General features: G+C 67.1%; 16 protein-coding genes. 3 read left to right on the top strand and 13 right to left on the bottom strand.

Annotated features, from left to right (window positions below; all coding sequences use genetic code 11):
* Positions 1-21: 21 nt before the first annotated feature.
* From AB3G45_RS10945 to AB3G45_RS10935, 3 genes are all read left to right on the top strand, one after another.
* Complete coding sequence (locus AB3G45_RS10945) at positions 22-1,173, top strand: efflux RND transporter periplasmic adaptor subunit (protein WP_367830575.1); 1,152 nt, start codon at positions 22-24, stop codon at positions 1,171-1,173.
* Between the two features lie 141 nt (positions 1,174-1,314).
* Positions 1,315-4,626, top strand: coding sequence for an efflux RND transporter permease subunit (locus tag AB3G45_RS10940; protein ID WP_367830574.1), 3,312 nt, complete (start codon positions 1,315-1,317; stop codon positions 4,624-4,626).
* Positions 4,627-4,775: 149 nt separating this feature from the next.
* The gene (locus AB3G45_RS10935; protein ID WP_367830573.1) at positions 4,776-5,459 is read left to right on the top strand and encodes a Crp/Fnr family transcriptional regulator; all 684 of its coding nucleotides are present in this window, start codon (positions 4,776-4,778) and stop codon (positions 5,457-5,459) included.
* Between the two features lie 20 nt (positions 5,460-5,479).
* Here AB3G45_RS10935 and ureG read toward each other — a convergent pair whose 3' ends face one another.
* From ureG to AB3G45_RS10870, 13 genes are all read right to left on the bottom strand, one after another.
* Entirely contained in the window at positions 5,480-6,091 is a 612-nt protein-coding gene (gene ureG / locus AB3G45_RS10930) for an urease accessory protein UreG (RefSeq protein ID WP_367830572.1), read from the bottom strand.
* A 94-nt stretch (positions 6,092-6,185) separates the two neighbouring features.
* Positions 6,186-6,848 carry an urease accessory protein UreF gene (locus AB3G45_RS10925; RefSeq protein WP_367830571.1) on the bottom strand — a complete coding sequence of 221 codons (663 nt, stop codon included), beginning with the start codon at positions 6,846-6,848 and terminating at the stop codon, positions 6,186-6,188.
* Positions 6,841-7,305 carry an urease accessory protein UreE gene (gene ureE, locus AB3G45_RS10920; RefSeq protein ID WP_367830570.1) on the bottom strand — a complete coding sequence of 155 codons (465 nt, stop codon included), beginning with the start codon at positions 7,303-7,305 and terminating at the stop codon, positions 6,841-6,843. Before ureE ends, AB3G45_RS10925 begins: the two co-directional genes overlap by 8 nt.
* A gap of 106 nt (positions 7,306-7,411) precedes the next feature.
* Positions 7,412-8,245 (bottom strand): GGDEF domain-containing protein, encoded by an 834-nt coding sequence (locus tag AB3G45_RS10915; protein WP_367830569.1) that lies wholly within the window; start codon positions 8,243-8,245, stop codon positions 7,412-7,414.
* Between the two features lie 141 nt (positions 8,246-8,386).
* Positions 8,387-10,093 (bottom strand): urease subunit alpha, encoded by a 1,707-nt coding sequence (ureC, locus tag AB3G45_RS10910; protein ID WP_367830568.1) that lies wholly within the window; start codon positions 10,091-10,093, stop codon positions 8,387-8,389.
* A 2-nt stretch (positions 10,094-10,095) separates the two neighbouring features.
* A complete protein-coding gene (locus AB3G45_RS10905) occupies positions 10,096-10,740 on the bottom strand; it encodes a Urease operon accessory protein (protein ID WP_367833557.1) in 645 nt (214 codons plus the stop codon).
* A gap of 59 nt (positions 10,741-10,799) precedes the next feature.
* Entirely contained in the window at positions 10,800-11,234 is a 435-nt protein-coding gene (locus AB3G45_RS10900) for a lysozyme inhibitor LprI family protein (RefSeq protein WP_367830567.1), read from the bottom strand.
* A 1-nt stretch (position 11,235) separates the two neighbouring features.
* The gene (locus tag AB3G45_RS10895) at positions 11,236-11,541 is read right to left on the bottom strand and encodes an urease subunit beta (protein ID WP_367830566.1); all 306 of its coding nucleotides are present in this window, start codon (positions 11,539-11,541) and stop codon (positions 11,236-11,238) included.
* A 10-nt stretch (positions 11,542-11,551) separates the two neighbouring features.
* Positions 11,552-11,806, bottom strand: a complete 255-nt coding sequence (locus tag AB3G45_RS10890; RefSeq protein WP_367830565.1) for a DUF1272 domain-containing protein — start codon at positions 11,804-11,806, stop codon at positions 11,552-11,554.
* Between the two features lie 3 nt (positions 11,807-11,809).
* Positions 11,810-12,112, bottom strand: a complete 303-nt coding sequence (locus tag AB3G45_RS10885) for an urease subunit gamma (protein WP_367830564.1) — start codon at positions 12,110-12,112, stop codon at positions 11,810-11,812.
* 98 nt (positions 12,113-12,210) lie between these two features.
* On the bottom strand, positions 12,211-13,059 hold the full coding sequence (locus AB3G45_RS10880) for an urease accessory protein UreD (protein WP_367830563.1): 849 nt from the start codon (positions 13,057-13,059) through the stop codon (positions 12,211-12,213).
* A gap of 134 nt (positions 13,060-13,193) precedes the next feature.
* Positions 13,194-14,312 carry a branched-chain amino acid ABC transporter substrate-binding protein gene (locus AB3G45_RS10875; RefSeq protein ID WP_367830562.1) on the bottom strand — a complete coding sequence of 373 codons (1,119 nt, stop codon included), beginning with the start codon at positions 14,310-14,312 and terminating at the stop codon, positions 13,194-13,196.
* A 112-nt stretch (positions 14,313-14,424) separates the two neighbouring features.
* Positions 14,425-14,769 (bottom strand): DUF6867 family protein, encoded by a 345-nt coding sequence (locus AB3G45_RS10870; protein ID WP_367830561.1) that lies wholly within the window; start codon positions 14,767-14,769, stop codon positions 14,425-14,427.
* Positions 14,770-14,787: the final 18 nt, after the last annotated feature.

Here is a 14,787-nt window from a genome sequence, read left to right as displayed (position 1 = left end):
TCCGCCGCGACATTTTTGGCGATGACGCCGCTTTTCGCCTTCGCCGCCGATCCGGCCGAGGGTGACGCCGACAGGCAGCAGGCCCAGAACCTTCCGGCGATCGTCGTCATCGCCGCCGAAACGCGCACCCTCGTCGACCGGGTGCTTGCGACCGGTTCGGTCCAGGCGGTCGAGGACGTCTACGTCACGCCGCTCGTCGAGGGCCTTTCCATCCGCACCCTTGCCGCCGATGTCGGCGACCGGGTCGAGGCGGGCGGCACGCTCGCCACGCTGAACGACGATGCGCTCGTCCTGGAGAAGAGCCAGACCGAGGCCTCGCTTGCCAAGGCGAACGCCGCCCTCGCCCAGATCCGCGCCCAGCTTGTCGAGGCGCAGGCCAATGCCGACGAGGCCGTGCGGGCCCGGGACCGGGCCCAGCGGCTCGTCAAGTCCGGCTCGCAGTCGCAGGCCGCCGTCGACCAGGCCGTCGCCGCCGCGGACACGGCGCTCGCCCGCGTCAAGTCCGCCGAACAGGCCATCGCCGTCTCCGAGGCCGATATCAAGGTCGCCCAGTCGCAGATCGACGACACCGACCTGCGGCTTGCCCGCACCGCGGTGAAATCGCCGGTCGCCGGCATCGTCTCGGCCCGCACGGCCAAGATCGGCGCCATCGCCACCGGCAGCGCGGCCCCGCTCTTCACCGTCATCCGCGACGGCGAGATCGAGCTGAAGGCCGACGTTTCCGAGGACGGCATCCTCAAGCTCGCACCGGGCCAGAAGGCGACCGTGACGCTTGCCGGCGGAGCCGCCAGCCTCACGGGCACCATCCGCCTCGTCGAACCGACGCTCGATCCGGCAAGCCGCCTCGGCCACGTCTACATCCGCTTCGACGAGCCCGGCAAGGCGCGCGCCGGCATGTTCGCGAGCGCGGAAATCGTCGTCGAGGAGAAAGAGGGCATCGTTCTGCCGCTTTCCGCGATCACGACGGCGAACGGCAAGACGGTCGCCCGCAAGGTCGAGAACGGCGTGGTCAGGCTGGTGCCGGTCGAGACCGGCATCCAGGACGGCCAGGGGATCGAGATCGTCAGCGGCCTTGCGGCCGGCGACGAGGTGGTCGCCAAGGCCGGCGCCTATGTGCGCGACGGCGACCGGGTCAACCCCGTCCATGCCCAGCAGGCATCGGCCACGAAATGACGAGAAGAGGGCGCTGCGGCGCCTGACACTGCGGCAAAGCAATATCCCGGAGAGGACCCGCGCTGGCGCGCCTGGGTTTTCGCCCGGAACGGCACGGCAACATACGCAAACGTCTGGTCTCTTACCGAGGACTTTGGGGACATGAATTTTTCAGCTTGGTCCATTCGCAATCCGATTGCGCCGCTGCTCGCATTCTTCCTGCTGATGTATGTCGGCATCCAGTCCTTCTATGCCCTGCCGATCACGCGCTTCCCCAATATCGACGTCCCCCTCGTCGCCGTCACCGTGGAACAGAGCGGCGCGGCCCCGGCCGAGCTGGAAGTCCAGGTCACCAAGGAGATCGAGGACGCGGTCGCCGGCATCGAGGGTGTCGACGACATCATGTCGACCGTCACCGACGGCAGTTCCGTCACCTCGGTGCTCTTCGAGATCGAGAAGCCGACCAACCAGGCGCTGCAGGACGTCAAGGATGCGATCGACCGCATCCGCAGCGACCTGCCGGCCTCGGTGGAAGAACCCGTCGTCACCAAGATCGACGTCGAAGGCCAGGCGATCCAGAGCTTCGCCGTCTCCTCGCCCAACATGACGCTCGAGGAATTGTCCTGGTTCGTCGACGACAAGGTCAAACGCGCCCTGCAGGGCCGGCCGGGCATCGGCAAGATCGACCGCTTCGGCGGCGCCGACCGCGAGGTGCGCATCGCCCTCAATCCGGACAAGCTCGATTCCTTCGGCATTTCCGCCGCCGACGTCAACCGGCAGATCCGCAGCATGAACGCCGATGTCGGCTCGGGCCGCGGCCAGGTCGCCGGCGCCGAGCAGGCGATCCGTACGCTGGGCGACGCCCGCTCCGTCGAGAAGCTCAACGGCACGATGATTGCCCTGTCGAACGGTCGCTTCGTGCGGCTTTCCGAGCTCGGCACGGTCACCGACACCTACGAGGAGCCGCGCTCCTTCTCGCGCTTCAACGGCAATCCGGTCGTCACCTTCGCCGTCTTCCGCTCCAAGGGGGCGAGCGAGGTCACGGTCGCCGAATCCGTCGCCAAGTCGCTCGAAACGGTGCGCGCGCAATATCCCGACGTCTCGATCCAGCTGGTCGACGACGCCGTCTACTTCACCTACGGCAATTATGAGGCGGCGCTGCATACGCTGCTGGAGGGCGCCCTCCTCGCCGTCGCCGTCGTCCTGCTGTTCCTGCGCAACTGGCGGGCGACGCTGATCTCGGCCGTCGCGCTGCCGCTCTCGGCGATCCCCACCTTCTTCGTCATGGACATGCTCGGCTTCTCGCTGAACCTCGTCTCCTTCCTGGCGCTGACGCTGGCGACCGGCATCCTCGTCGACGACGCGATCGTGGAGATCGAGAACATCGCCCGACATATCCGCATGGGCAAGACGCCCTACCGGGCGGCGATCGAGGCCGCCGACGAAATCGGCCTCGCCGTCATCGCGACGACCTTCACCATCATCGCGGTCTTCGTGCCGGTCTCCTTTATGCCGGGCATTCCGGGCCAGTACTTCATCCAGTTCGGCCTGACGGTCGCGGTGGCCGTGTTCTTCTCCCTTGCGGTCGCCCGCCTCATCACGCCGGTCATGGCGGCCTATCTCATGCGCTCGGGCGACGCCGACGGCCACGGCGAGGAGAAGGAAAGCGCCTTCATGCGGGGCTATACCTGGCTCGTCGGCAAGACGACGCGCAAATGGTATGCCCGCTATGCGACGCTCCTTGCCGCCTTCGCCTTCCTCATCGCCTCGGTCATGCTGCTCTTCACCGTGCCCGGCAGCTTCCTGCCGCCGGAGGATGCGTCCCGCATCGTGCTGTCCGTCGAGCTGCCGCCGGATGCGATGCTCGACGATACCGACCGCACCACCACGCAGATCTACGATCGGGTCAAGGACATCGACGGCGTGGAAAGCGTCTTCGTGCTCGGCGGCTCCTCGCCGAAGGGCGACCTCGAACTGCGCCGCGCCTCGGTGACCGTTATCCTCGACAAGCTCGAACATTCGCTGACCCACAAGCTCTTGAACGACGTCCTCGGCCGCATTCCGGTCATCGGCGCCTATCTGCCGAAGATCGAGGCGAAGGGCCGCCTGCGCCCGCAATGGGATATCGAGCGGGAGATCTTCGCCGGCCTGCGCGACATTCCGGACGTGCGCATCATCAAGCTCAACGACCGCGGCGAACGCGACCTCGCCTTCAACCTGCTCTCCAACGACGAGGCGGACCTCAACAACACCGTCGCCGTGCTGGAATCGAAGCTGCGCGCCGATCCGGTGCTGGCCAATGTCAGCTCCGAGGGCTCGTTGCCGCGGCCGGAGCTGCAGATCCGCCCGCGCGACGAGCGGATGGCCCGCCTCGGCATCACCACGGCGCAGATCTCCGAGATCGTGCGCGTCGCCACCATCGGCGACATCGATTCCCAGCTCAGCAAGGTCTCGCTGGACGATCGCCTGATCCCGATCCGCGTGCAGGTCGACCGCGATTTCCGCGCCGACCTTGCGGCCATCCGCAACCTGAAGATCCAGACGGCGGGCGGCCAGCTCGTGCCGCTGTCGAGCATCGCCGACATCGATTATTCGGAAGGCCCGAGCTCGGTGAAGCGGCACAATCGCAACCGTGTCGTCTCCATCGGCTCCGACCTCAAGCCGGGCGTGGCGCTGGACACGGCCACCGCCCGCTTCAAGGAGATCGCGAACAGCATCGACATGCCGCCGACCGTGCAGTTCGCCGAGAGCGGCGACGCCGAGATCCAGGCGGAGATGCAGCAGTCCTTCGGCAATGCCATGCTGCTCGGCCTTTTGCTCGTGCTGATGGTGCTGATCCTGCTCTTCAAGGACGTCATCCAGCCCTTCACCATCCTCCTGTCGCTGCCGCTCGCCATCGGCGGCGTGGCCGCCGGCCTCATCCTGACGCAGAACGCGCTTTCCATGCCCGTCCTCATCGGCATCCTCATGCTGATGGGCATCGTGACGAAGAACGCCATCCTGCTCGTCGACTTCGCCATAGAGATGATGCATCACGGCATGGAGCGGGTGGAGGCGATGATCGAGGCCGGCCGCAAGCGCGCCCGCCCCATCGTCATGACCTCCATCGCCATGTCGGCCGGCATGCTGCCCTCGGCGCTCGGCGTCGGGGAAGGCGGCTCCTTCCGCTCGCCCATGGCGATCGCCGTCATCGGCGGCATCATCGTCTCCACGGTCCTCTCGCTCGTCGTCGTGCCGTCTTTCTTCCTCATCATGGACGACCTGTCCCGCCTGCTCGGCTGGCTCTTCGGCCGCTTCGTCGGCCGGAAGGACGATGAACTGCTGGCCATGGAGCCGGAAGCGCTGACCCGCCTTGCCGACCGGACCAGCCGCGAGGTCGCCGATCTCGAAAAGCGCATCGAGACGCTGGAGAAGAAAAACGGCGGGCGAAAGCCGTTCAGCGTGGTGCATCACTCGCCGCTCGCCGCGGAATAACCGAAAAACGAAACAAACGGCCGGTTCGACAGGCGTCGAACCGGCCGTTTTCGCGTTCATTGATCGAAATCAAATAAGACTTCCCCATCCTCGACTATCGTTCTGTCATCGAAGACCGATGATGCCTGCGGGAGCATGGAGTGAGATCGATGAACAGGCTGATGAAACCCGGTGCCAGGGAACGGGAAACCCTGCTGAATTCCGGCCTCCTGTCCGCCCTCGGCGTGGAGAGCGTGGCGGCGATGATGGAAATCGCGGCCATCGGCAACCTGCCGGCGCGCCAGATGCTGTTTCGCGAGGGCGAGCCGGCGGACATGCTGAATTGTGTTCTTTCCGGCTATGTGCGCGTCTACAAGCTCGACCCGGACGGCCGGGAGGCGGATGTGGAACTCTACGGCCCCGGCGACCTGATCGGCGCCAGCGTCGTGCTCGATACCGGCCGCTATCGCGCGACCGCCCAGGCCGCGGAACCCTCCCTCATCGCCCGTTTCGACCTGAAGCGCGTGCGTGACATCGCCGCCCGGCGGCCGGACCTCGCCATGGCGCTCGCCAATGCGCTCTCCGGCCAGCTCGCGCGCGCCTTTGCCAGCCTTGCCGACGACCGCCTGCACACCGCGCCGCAGCGCGTGGCGCGCTACCTGCTCGCCCAGTGCCCGGCGGAGGACAAGGCCACCAGCTTCCGCCTGCCCTACCAGAAGAGCCTGCTTGCCGGCAAACTGGGCCTTGCGCCCGAGGCGCTGTCGCGCGCTTTCTCGATGCTGCGAGGCCACGGCGTCAATGTCCGCGGCCGCCTCGTTCATATAGGCGACCCGGAAGCCCTCCGGCGGATCTGAAATGCCCTATGGGGGCGGGATCAGAGCCCGCCCTCGACGCGCAGGAAGTCGACGATGCGTCCGACGCCCTCTCCCCGCTTCATATCGGAGAACACGAACGGCCGGGCGGCGCGCATGCGCTCGGCATCGCGCTGCATGACGTCGAGATCGGCCCCGACATGGGGGGCGAGGTCCTTCTTGTTGATGACCAGCAGGTCCGAGCGCGTGATGCCCGGCCCGCCCTTGCGCGGGATCTCCTCGCCCTGGCAGACCGAGATGACATAGATCGTCAGGTCCGCGAGGTCCGGCGAGAAAGTGGCCGCCAGATTGTCGCCGCCCGATTCGATGAAGACCACGTCGAGATCGGGGAACCGGCGGTTGAGGTCGGCGATGGCCTGGAGATTGATCGAGGCATCCTCGCGGATCGCCGTGTGCGGGCAGCCGCCCGTCTCCACGCCGACGATACGGTCCGAGGGCAGCGCCTGCATGCGCACCAGCGCTTCGGCATCCTCCTTCGTATAGATATCGTTGGTGACGACGGCGACGGAAAATTCCCCGCGCATCGCCTTGCAGAGCTTTTCAGTGAGCGCCGTCTTGCCCGAACCGACGGGACCGCCGATGCCGACGCGCAGGGGACCGTTCTTCGATATCATGGGAAACCTCCGGAATATCCGGGGCGGCCGGCCGGGAACGCCGCCACCCCGTCGTTGAAACCCTGCACCGCGCCGCGCAGGCCCGCAAGCGCCGTCATGAGCGGAACAGCCGTGTCGCGAGCGTCTCGTGCCGCAGGCTGGCGATATCCGCCCGGATGGCCGCCGAACCGAGATCGTCGAGCGTCGAGCGGGCGGCGGCCGCGGCGAGCGTGAGGATCGTCCCCTCCAGGTCCGCCAGCACCGCCACGCCGCCCCGCTGGCCGACGATGCCGCAGCGGATGGCGACCGAAACGAGGTTCGAGGCGACCGCATGCAGATAGGCGGCAAGCGCCGCTTCGGCGGCGATGCCGTGGCCACCCGAAACCGCGCCGACGGCCACCGGATAGGCCGCCGCGCCACCGAGCGTCGCCAGCACCGGATGCGGCCAGCGCGCCGCGGCGGCAAGGAAGGCCTCGCCCTGCAGCATGGTCTCCCGGTGCCGCTCCGCCGAGCCGGCGAGGGCCTCGGCGAGCGCCGCCGCCTCGGCCAGCCGCCCGGCATCGCCGAAAGCCCGGTGCGCCTCGGCGAAGAGCACGGCGTCGTTCCACAAATTGCCGTGCGCAAGCAGGCTTGAGAGCCATTCCCCCAAGGTCCCGGCATCGTGCACGTCGCCGTCCGCCGCGACCTGTTCCAACCCGCCGGAATAGGAGAAGGCGCCGACCGGGAAGGCCGGCGACAGCCAGGTCATCAGCCGCAGGAGATCGATCGCCTCAGCCATGGCCGTGATGATGGTGCCCGTGGCCGTGATAGGCGCCGCGCAGCGGATGGAAAGGCTCGGATATCTCCCGCACCGTGGCACCGAGCCCGGCGAGCATGTCACGGATGACGTGGTCGCGCAGGATGAGGATGCGGGCGTCCTCGATCTGCGCCGGCAGGTGGCGGTTGCCGAGGTGCCAGGCAAGCTCGACGAGATGCACGCGGTCCTTCGGCGTGACCTCGTAGAGGTCCTCCACGGCGGCGACGACCTCGATCACCTCGCCCTCCTCCGTCAGCAGGCGGTCGCCGTGGGCAAGCTGGACCGGCTCGCGGAGATCGAGCATCACGACATCGTCGTTCCGCATGTGCAGGAGCTTGCGACGAACATGGCGCTGGTCGTGCGCAAGCACGACCACGTCGATCGGCGTGCGGGTTCCGCCGGTTCCGTGCGGCAGGATCTGGGTGGAGCGATGGGGCAAGGAGCGGCCTCGGGTCTTGCGGGATCGAATTGCGCCGACAAAAGCATGTTTGCCCGGCCAAGGAAACCGTCGAAGCGCCGGTCCGTCATCCGGCCCCGGTGGATCGTCAGCGCCGGCGCCCGCCGGCCGCGATCCGGCGGCTCGGCTCCAGCAGTTCCTCGCCCTCGTCCTCGTGGATCGTGCGGTCGCGGCCGAGCGACTTGGCGAGGTAGAGCGCGCGGTCGGCCGCCTCGAAGACGGCCTCGAACGGCCGGCTTGCCGGCCGATCGGCAATACCGGCCGACAGGGTGACGCTGACCGGGCCCCTCGCGGCCGCAATCCGGCGCGCGGCCACGGAACGGCGCGCCTCCTCCACCAGCAGGCTGCAATCGCCGCGGTCGTCGTTCTCGATGAAGACGGCGAATTCCTCGCCGCCGAAGCGCCCGACGAGATGGAGGGACGCGAACACCCGCTCCAGCTCCTCCGCGATGGCGACGATGACCGCGTCGCCCACCGCATGGCCATGCATGTCGTTGACCAGCTTGAAGCGGTCTACATCGAACAGCACGAAGAAGCCGTCGGCCGTCTTTCCTGCCATGCCTTCGATGAAGGCCCGCCGGTTGAGGAGGCCCGACAGCGGATCCAGCCGGGCGAGCCGCTCGTACTTGGCGCGAGACAGCGCCATTTCGCGGATTGCCATTCCGAAGAGCCAGGCGATCAGCGCCGATACGCTGGCCGCGATCAGCACGGTCGTGGGCGTGTCGAAGCCGAGGGGAGAGGCGAAGGGATGGGGGAGAAGATCGAAATTCGCAAGGACTGCCGCGACCATCAGGGAGCCCGCGGTAGCGAGCGTGATGGCCACCAGCACAGTGTTCAGCACGAACATCGAAATATCGGCCCGCGTCTGGAAGACACCCGCCTCCCACTGGGCCCTCAGCCAAAGGGCCAGCTTGCCACGCATAAAACTCTCCACAATGAACAAGGAGACCCTACGGCACTTTCTTTCAGATTCAGCTAATGCCTTCGCTAGAAGTTTAACTGTCCCGTTTTGAAACTTCCGTTAAGGAATTTTGCGGGAAGGCCGGGCCGGCTGCACGATCGCCTAAAAAAGGAAGTAGCGCTGCGCCATGGGCAGCACCGTGGCGGGCTCGCAGGTCAGCAACTCGCCGTCCGCCCGCACCTCGTAGGTCTCCGGGTCCACCTCGATATGCGGCGTCAGGTCGTTCAGCACCATCGAGGCCTTGGAGATGGCGCGGGTGTTGCGCACCGGCAGGAGCTGTTTTGCGATGCCGAGCCGCGCGCGCAGCCCGAGATCGATCGCCGCCTGCGATACGAAGGTGACGGAGGAGCTGGTGCGCATTCTGCCGAAGGCGCCGAACATCGGGCGGTAATGCACCGGCTGCGGCGTCGGGATCGAGGCATTCGGGTCGCCCATCGGCGCCATGGCGATCCCCCCGCCGAGCAGCACCATGTCCGGCTTCACGCCGAAGAAGGCCGGTGTCCACAGCACGAGGTCCGCCCGCTTGCCCACCTCGACGGAGCCGATCTCGTGGCTGAGGCCATGGGCGATCGCCGGGTTGATCGTGTATTTCGCGATGTAGCGGCGGATGCGCAGGTTGTCGTTCTCGCCCGTCTCGCCGGCAAGGCGGCCGCGCTGGCGCTTCATCTTGTCGGCGGTCTGCCAGGTGCGGATCGCTACTTCCCCGACGCGGCCCATGGCCTGGCTGTCGGAGGAGATGATCGAGAAGGCGCCGATATCGTGCAGGATGTCCTCCGCCGCGATCGTCTCCTTGCGGATGCGGCTCTCGGCGAAGGCGATATCCTCCGGGATCGACGGCGAGAGGTGGTGGCAGACCATCAGCATGTCGAGATGCTCGGCGATGGTGTTGGCCGTGTAGGGCCGCGTCGGGTTGGTCGAGGACGGGATGACATTGGCATGGCCGCAGACCTTGATGATGTCCGGCGCATGCCCGCCCCCCGCCCCTTCCGTGTGGAAGGCATGGATGGTGCGGCCCCTGATGGCGGCCATCGTGTCCTCGACGAAGCCGCTTTCGTTCAGCGTGTCCGTATGGATCATCACCTGCACGTCGTATTCGTCCGCGACGGAAAGGCAGCAGTCGATCGCCGCCGGCGTCGTGCCCCAATCCTCGTGCAGCTTCAGCGCGGAGGCGCCGGCCTTCACCATTTCCTCGATCGCCGCCGGCAGCGAGGCATTGCCCTTGCCGGCCAGCGCCAGGTTCATCGGAAAGGCATCGAAGCTCTCGATCATGCGCTGGATATGCCAGGCGCCGGTGCAGGTGGTGGCAAGCGTGCCGTGCGCCGGGCCGGAGCCGCCGCCGAGCATCATGGTGATGCCGCTGGCCAGCGCCTCCTCGATCTGCTGCGGGCAGATATAGTGGATATGGGCATCCATGCCGCCCGCCGTGAGGATCCTGCCCTCGCCCGCGATCACCTCCGTCGAGGGGCCGACGACAATGGTGACGCCGGGCTGCGTATCGGGATTGCCCGCCTTGCCGAGGCCGGCGATACGGCCGTCCTTCAGGCCCACATCCGCCTTGAAGATGCCGGTATGGTCGATGACCAGCGCATTGGTGATGACGGTATCGACCGCGCCTTCGGCACGCGTCGCCTGGCTCTGGCCCATGCCATCGCGGATGACCTTGCCGCCGCCGAACTTCACCTCCTCGCCATAGGTGGTGAAGTCCTTCTCGACCTCGGCGAAGAGCTCGGTATCGGCAAGGCGCACCCTGTCGCCAACGGTCGGGCCGAACATGTCGGCATAGGCGGCGCGGGACATTCTGTAGGACATGGTCAGCTTCCCCGGGAGGCAGGAGTCGTGTCGGGAGGGGCGGGCGCATCTCCGGCCGAAGCGCCATCGCTTCCGTGCCGTGAATGATCCAGTCGATCGAGGCGGCCGGCGGCGGCCTGGGCATCCACCCAGCGCCGTTCCGCGGCAAAGGGGTGCCATTGCCAGCCCTCATGGCCGAAGCCGGCGATGGAAACGCGGTCGCCCGCCTTCGCCACCGCGTCGAGCACATGGGCGATCACGATCAGCCCGGAACTCGGCACCACATAGGGCGGCGGGTCGAAGGCGGCGAGCGCGGCATCGAGCGCATGGTGCACCGCGGCCGGGATCACGCGAAGCTGCCGGCCGGTGGCCCGCGCGAACGTCTCGAAGCCGGGCGTGTAGTCGTCGCAGAAATCGTCGAGATCGGGATGGCTCACGGCAAGGGCCGGGCGCATGGCGGCGAACATCGCCGGCGTCCGCACGCACCAGATCTCGCGCGCCCGCCGCACAGCGGCGCTTGCCTTCCAGTGCCCGCCGCCCAGCATCGCCAGGGCCGGACGGCCCGTGTTGCAGACGGCGACGATGTCGGTTCTTTCACCGCCGCGCCCCATGGAGTGGCAATCGTTGAAGCGGATCACCACATCGGCGGCATCGATCGTCCCGGCCATCCCTTCGGGCACGGGACCGTTTCCGACGATGGCGATCCTGCGCGACACCGCCCGCCTCCTCAATTGCCGGAGACGGCGGAAATGGCCTTCAGCTCGGCCGTGCGCTTGCGCGTCAGGTCGGCAAGGCAGCCGGAGACCAGCATCGGCTCCATCGAGCCGCCGCGCGCCTCGAAGCCGGCCAGCGCACATTGGCCGTCCCGGTAGCCGATCCAGGCGCGCTGGGCGCGCTTCAGCGCATCGACGGCGCCGACATACTGATCGCCCATTTCCCTGGCCTGCTCGTCCATCTTGCGCGCCGCGGCCATGGTCACCTTGTAGGCGGCGTTCAGCTCATCGTCGGCGGCCTGATAATCGCGGCCCGTACAGATGTTCATCTCGATCTGCACCTGGGCGTTTTCGCAATCAACCGCCGGCTCGCCGTCCTGCGCGAAGGTCAGCGGGGCGGACAACAAGAGGAGCGCGGCGGCGGAGAGGAGCTGGGAGCGTATCGTCATGTCAGAGCGCGCCCATCACGCGCTGGCGGAAGCCGTAGACCGCGCGCCTGCCGGCAAAGGGGATGAGGCGGACCGCCCGGGTCTGCCCCGGTTCGAAACGCACCGCCGTGCCGGCGGGAATGTCGAGGCGCAGGCCCCGCGCCGCCTCCCGGTCGAAGGCAAGGCCCGGATTGGTCTCGTAGAAGTGATAGTGGCTGCCGACCTGGATCGGCCGGTCGCCGGTATTGGAGACATCGAGGGTGATGACCGGCAGGCCGGCATTGAGTTCGATCTCGCCCGTCGCGGCGATGATTTCCCCGGGGATCATGGTCTTTCCCTCACGCTGCGGCGGCCGGCCCGCAGCCTTCGGCTTTCAGGACCCGCCGGGTGGATGCCGGATATCTGGCGAGCAGCGCCGCGGGCCGGACCGGCCTTCGGACGAACTCGCCGCCGCAGTTCGGGCAGGCGCCGCCCAGAACGCCCGCCACGCAATCGGCGCAGAAAGTGCATTCGAACGTGCAGATCATCGCCTCCGGGCTTTCCGGCGGCAGGTCGCGGTCGCAGCATTCGCAGTTCGGTCGAAGGTCCAGCATGGTTCACCTGATCGGTTCGTGCACGGTCACGAGCTTCGTGCCGTCGGGAAAGGTCGCTTCTACCTGGATGTCGTGGATCATCTCGGGAATGCCCTCCATCACCTGGTCGCGCGTCAGCACATGGGCGCCCGCCTCCATGAGGTCCGCGACGGCGCGGCCGTCGCGCGCGCCTTCGACGACGAAATCGGTGATCAGCGCGATGGCCTCGGGGTGGTTGAGCTTCACGCCGCGCTCCAGCCGCTTGCGCGCCACCATCGCCGCCATGGCGATCAGCAGTTTGTCCTTTTCGCGGGGAGTGAGGTTCATGGGCGGTCCATCGCTTGCTTCCCGTCGTGCGATACCAGCCGGGTCTTGCGCGCACGACATGCGCAAACCGTCCCCTTCCCCCCGCAAACCGGCGCGGTTCAGAGAGTCCAGACTTTCGGCACGCCCGCCCCGCCGCGCAAGTGCGAAATGATCGGGACGAGCTTTTTTCTGAGCGCAAGGCCATCGGGCGCGACGAGGCGCAGGACGAGCTTGTCCTGCCACTGGCTGACGCCGCCGTCCCCGTCGGCCAATAGCCGGCGCAGCGGCTCCACATGCGCCTCACCGGCACGGCCGCAGAAGACCACGGTGGCAAAGGCGCGGGCGCCGGCCAGCACCGCCCTCTCGCCCGCCAGCGCCGCGATCCCGCCGGCAAGCGCGGTCTCCTCCGCATGGATCAGCCGGCCGGCGCGGCGGATGCGCCAGCGATCGCGGAAGAACCCCGTCTCCACGCGCTCGCCCATCGCCTTGCGGCCGAGCAGGATGGCCTCGACCGCAAGGAACGTGGCGTCCTCGGCAAGATCCGCCTCCAGCCGGCGGCTGAGTGCGGCCCGATTAAAAAGAATGGTCTCCTGCGGCAGCCAGTCCACCCGCGCCCCCGCGCCGGCAGCGACCCGGGTTTCCACCGTCGCCGCCGATGCCTGCGCCCTGTAGGCCCGCTCGCAGGCCTGCGTCGTCACCGTCAGGCGCGTTCCGGCGCGGGCCTCGAGGTCCCATGCTATGCGATCGCCGCCGGTAAGCCCGCCGGCCGTGTTGATCAGTATCGCCTCCATGGCGCCGTCGAAGGTCTTCGGCAGGCGGATGTTGGCGCAGCCGTCCTGGTAGAGCACGTCGAGCCGGGTGCCGGCGGCGGAGGCCTTCGCGGCAAGCCGGCCGTACCCCCGCGCGCGCTGGAGGCGCCCGGAGATCTCTCCTTCATCGCCGGACGATGGTTCCGCATTGACGTTCATGACATTCGGTCCGGATGCTTCGGGCCACGACGTCGCGCAGGCCCGGGCAGCGACAAAAAAGCCCGGCGCGAAGGCCGGGCTCGAGGTCAGGCGGCCGGGCGGCATGCGATGCGCCGCCCGTTCCGTAGCACAGACTACTCGTTCTGGACGTAGGTGTACTTGCCGTCGTCACCCTTCTTCCAGGTGTACAGGACGTAGTCCGGGCGGGTGATGTCGCCCTTCTCGTCGAAGCCGAGTTCGCCGATCGCGGTCTGGAACGGACCGTTCGACTTGATGGCTTCGGCAACGGCCTGCGGATCGGTGCCGCCGGCAGCCTTGGCGCCTTCAGCGATGATCTGGACGGCGGCATAGGCGTAGAGCGTGTAGGCTTCCGGTTCGAAGCCGGCCGTGCGGAACTTCTCGACGAGGTCCTTGGCGGCCGGGTTCTTGCGCGGGTCGGGCGCGAAGGTCATCAGCGTGCCGTCGACGGCGTCGCCGGCGATGGAGGCCAGCTCGTTCGAAACGATGCCGTCGCCCGAGATGAACTGCGCCTTCATGCCCTGGTCGGCAGACTGGCGCTCGATGAGGCCGAACTCGGTGTGCAGGCCGCCCCAGTAGACGACCGTGACGCCGGCTTCCTTCATCTTCGCGATGAGAGCCGAGAAGTCCTTGTCGCCGACATTGACGCCTTCATAGATGGCTTCGGTGATGCCGGCTTCGTTCGTCGCCTTCTTGGTTTCGTCGGCAAGGCCCTGGCCGTAGGGCGTCTTGTCGTGCAGGATGGCGACCTTGGCGTCCTTGAAGTTCGCCGCGATGAAGGCGCCGGCTACCGCGCCCTGCTGGTCGTCACGGCCGCACACGCGGAACGTGTTCCACAGGCCGCGCTCCGTGTAGGTCGGGTTGGTCGAAGCCGGGGAAAGCTGCAGAACGCCGTTTTCGGCATAGATTTCCGAAGCCGGGATGGAAACGCCCGAGTTGAAGTGGCCGACCACGAACTTCACGCCGTCGGCGACGAACTTGTTGGCGACCGAAACGCCCTGCTTCGGGTCGGAGACGTCGTCGCCGAGCACGATCTTGACCTGCTCGCCGTTGATGCCGCCGGCTGCATTGAGATCGGCAGCGGCCTGTTCGGCACCCTTCTGCAACTGCGCGCCGAAGGCTGCGTTCGGGCCGGTCAGCGGGCCGCCGACGCCGATCAGGATGTCGGCCCAGGCGCTGCCGCTGAAGGCGACCATTGCAGCCAAAGCAACGGCCGACATGAGAGACTTCTTCATATTGTTACTCCCAAATTTAAAAGCGGGCTTGTTTCAACCGGTCGCAACACCCGCATCATTGCGCCGATATCGTTGTCCCGCGCCCGAAGGCCGGCCGCGGGCTTCCCTCTGGTTATTTCGCTTTCCAGGAAAAGGGCGATGCCTTTTCATAGAGCCAGTAGTAGATATTGGTCATCTGCCGCGTGCGGTAGTAGCGGTAGCCGAGCGTAGCAAACAACAAAAGCACGACCGTGTCCACGACATAGTATTGCACCGTCAGCATGGTGCCGTGGAACAGCGCGTGATGGATGAAACGGATCGCCCCGCCGAGCAGAAGCACGTAGACCACCAGCGTTCCGTAGTTCTGCCAGTTCTCCGCAACGCTCTTGCCCGTGCGCCAGGCGGTCCAGCCGCCCATGATCACGGTGATGAAGAGAAACTGCCAGATGGACGGCTCTTCGTAGAGAATTCCCTGCATTTTTTTCTCCCTCGACCG

The organism is Shinella sp. S4-D37, assembly GCF_040812195.1.
Classification (GTDB): domain Bacteria; phylum Pseudomonadota; class Alphaproteobacteria; order Rhizobiales; family Rhizobiaceae; genus Shinella.
The sequence above is the reverse complement of the archived record's forward strand: the minus strand, read 5'-3'. Positions and strand labels throughout refer to the sequence as shown.

Excerpts from the sequence above, each read along its gene's own strand:
- AB3G45_RS10940 (WP_367830574.1), top strand. The coding sequence starts at position 1,315 with ATGAATTTTTCAGCTTGGTCCATTCGCAATCCGATTGCGCCGCTGCTC.
- AB3G45_RS10870 (WP_367830561.1), bottom strand. The coding sequence starts at position 14,769 with ATGCAGGGAATTCTCTACGAAGAGCCGTCCATCTGGCAGTTTCTCTTC.
- AB3G45_RS10890 (WP_367830565.1), bottom strand. The coding sequence starts at position 11,806 with ATGCTGGACCTTCGACCGAACTGCGAATGCTGCGACCGCGACCTGCCG.
- ureC (WP_367830568.1), bottom strand. The coding sequence starts at position 10,093 with ATGTCCTACAGAATGTCCCGCGCCGCCTATGCCGACATGTTCGGCCCG.
- AB3G45_RS10925 (WP_367830571.1), bottom strand. The coding sequence starts at position 6,848 with ATGGCTGAGGCGATCGATCTCCTGCGGCTGATGACCTGGCTGTCGCCG.
- AB3G45_RS10885 (WP_367830564.1), bottom strand. The coding sequence starts at position 12,112 with ATGAACCTCACTCCCCGCGAAAAGGACAAACTGCTGATCGCCATGGCG.
- ureG (WP_367830572.1), bottom strand. The coding sequence starts at position 6,091 with ATGATATCGAAGAACGGTCCCCTGCGCGTCGGCATCGGCGGTCCCGTC.
- AB3G45_RS10905 (WP_367833557.1), bottom strand. The coding sequence starts at position 10,740 with ATGGCCGGGACGATCGATGCCGCCGATGTGGTGATCCGCTTCAACGAT.
- AB3G45_RS10945 (WP_367830575.1), top strand. The coding sequence starts at position 22 with ATGACGCCGCTTTTCGCCTTCGCCGCCGATCCGGCCGAGGGTGACGCC.
- AB3G45_RS10895 (WP_367830566.1), bottom strand. The coding sequence starts at position 11,541 with ATGATCCCCGGGGAAATCATCGCCGCGACGGGCGAGATCGAACTCAAT.
- AB3G45_RS10935 (WP_367830573.1), top strand. The coding sequence starts at position 4,776 with ATGAACAGGCTGATGAAACCCGGTGCCAGGGAACGGGAAACCCTGCTG.
- AB3G45_RS10900 (WP_367830567.1), bottom strand. The coding sequence starts at position 11,234 with ATGACGATACGCTCCCAGCTCCTCTCCGCCGCCGCGCTCCTCTTGTTG.
- AB3G45_RS10875 (WP_367830562.1), bottom strand. The coding sequence starts at position 14,312 with ATGAAGAAGTCTCTCATGTCGGCCGTTGCTTTGGCTGCAATGGTCGCC.
- AB3G45_RS10915 (WP_367830569.1), bottom strand. The coding sequence starts at position 8,245 with ATGCGTGGCAAGCTGGCCCTTTGGCTGAGGGCCCAGTGGGAGGCGGGT.
- AB3G45_RS10880 (WP_367830563.1), bottom strand. The coding sequence starts at position 13,059 with ATGAACGTCAATGCGGAACCATCGTCCGGCGATGAAGGAGAGATCTCC.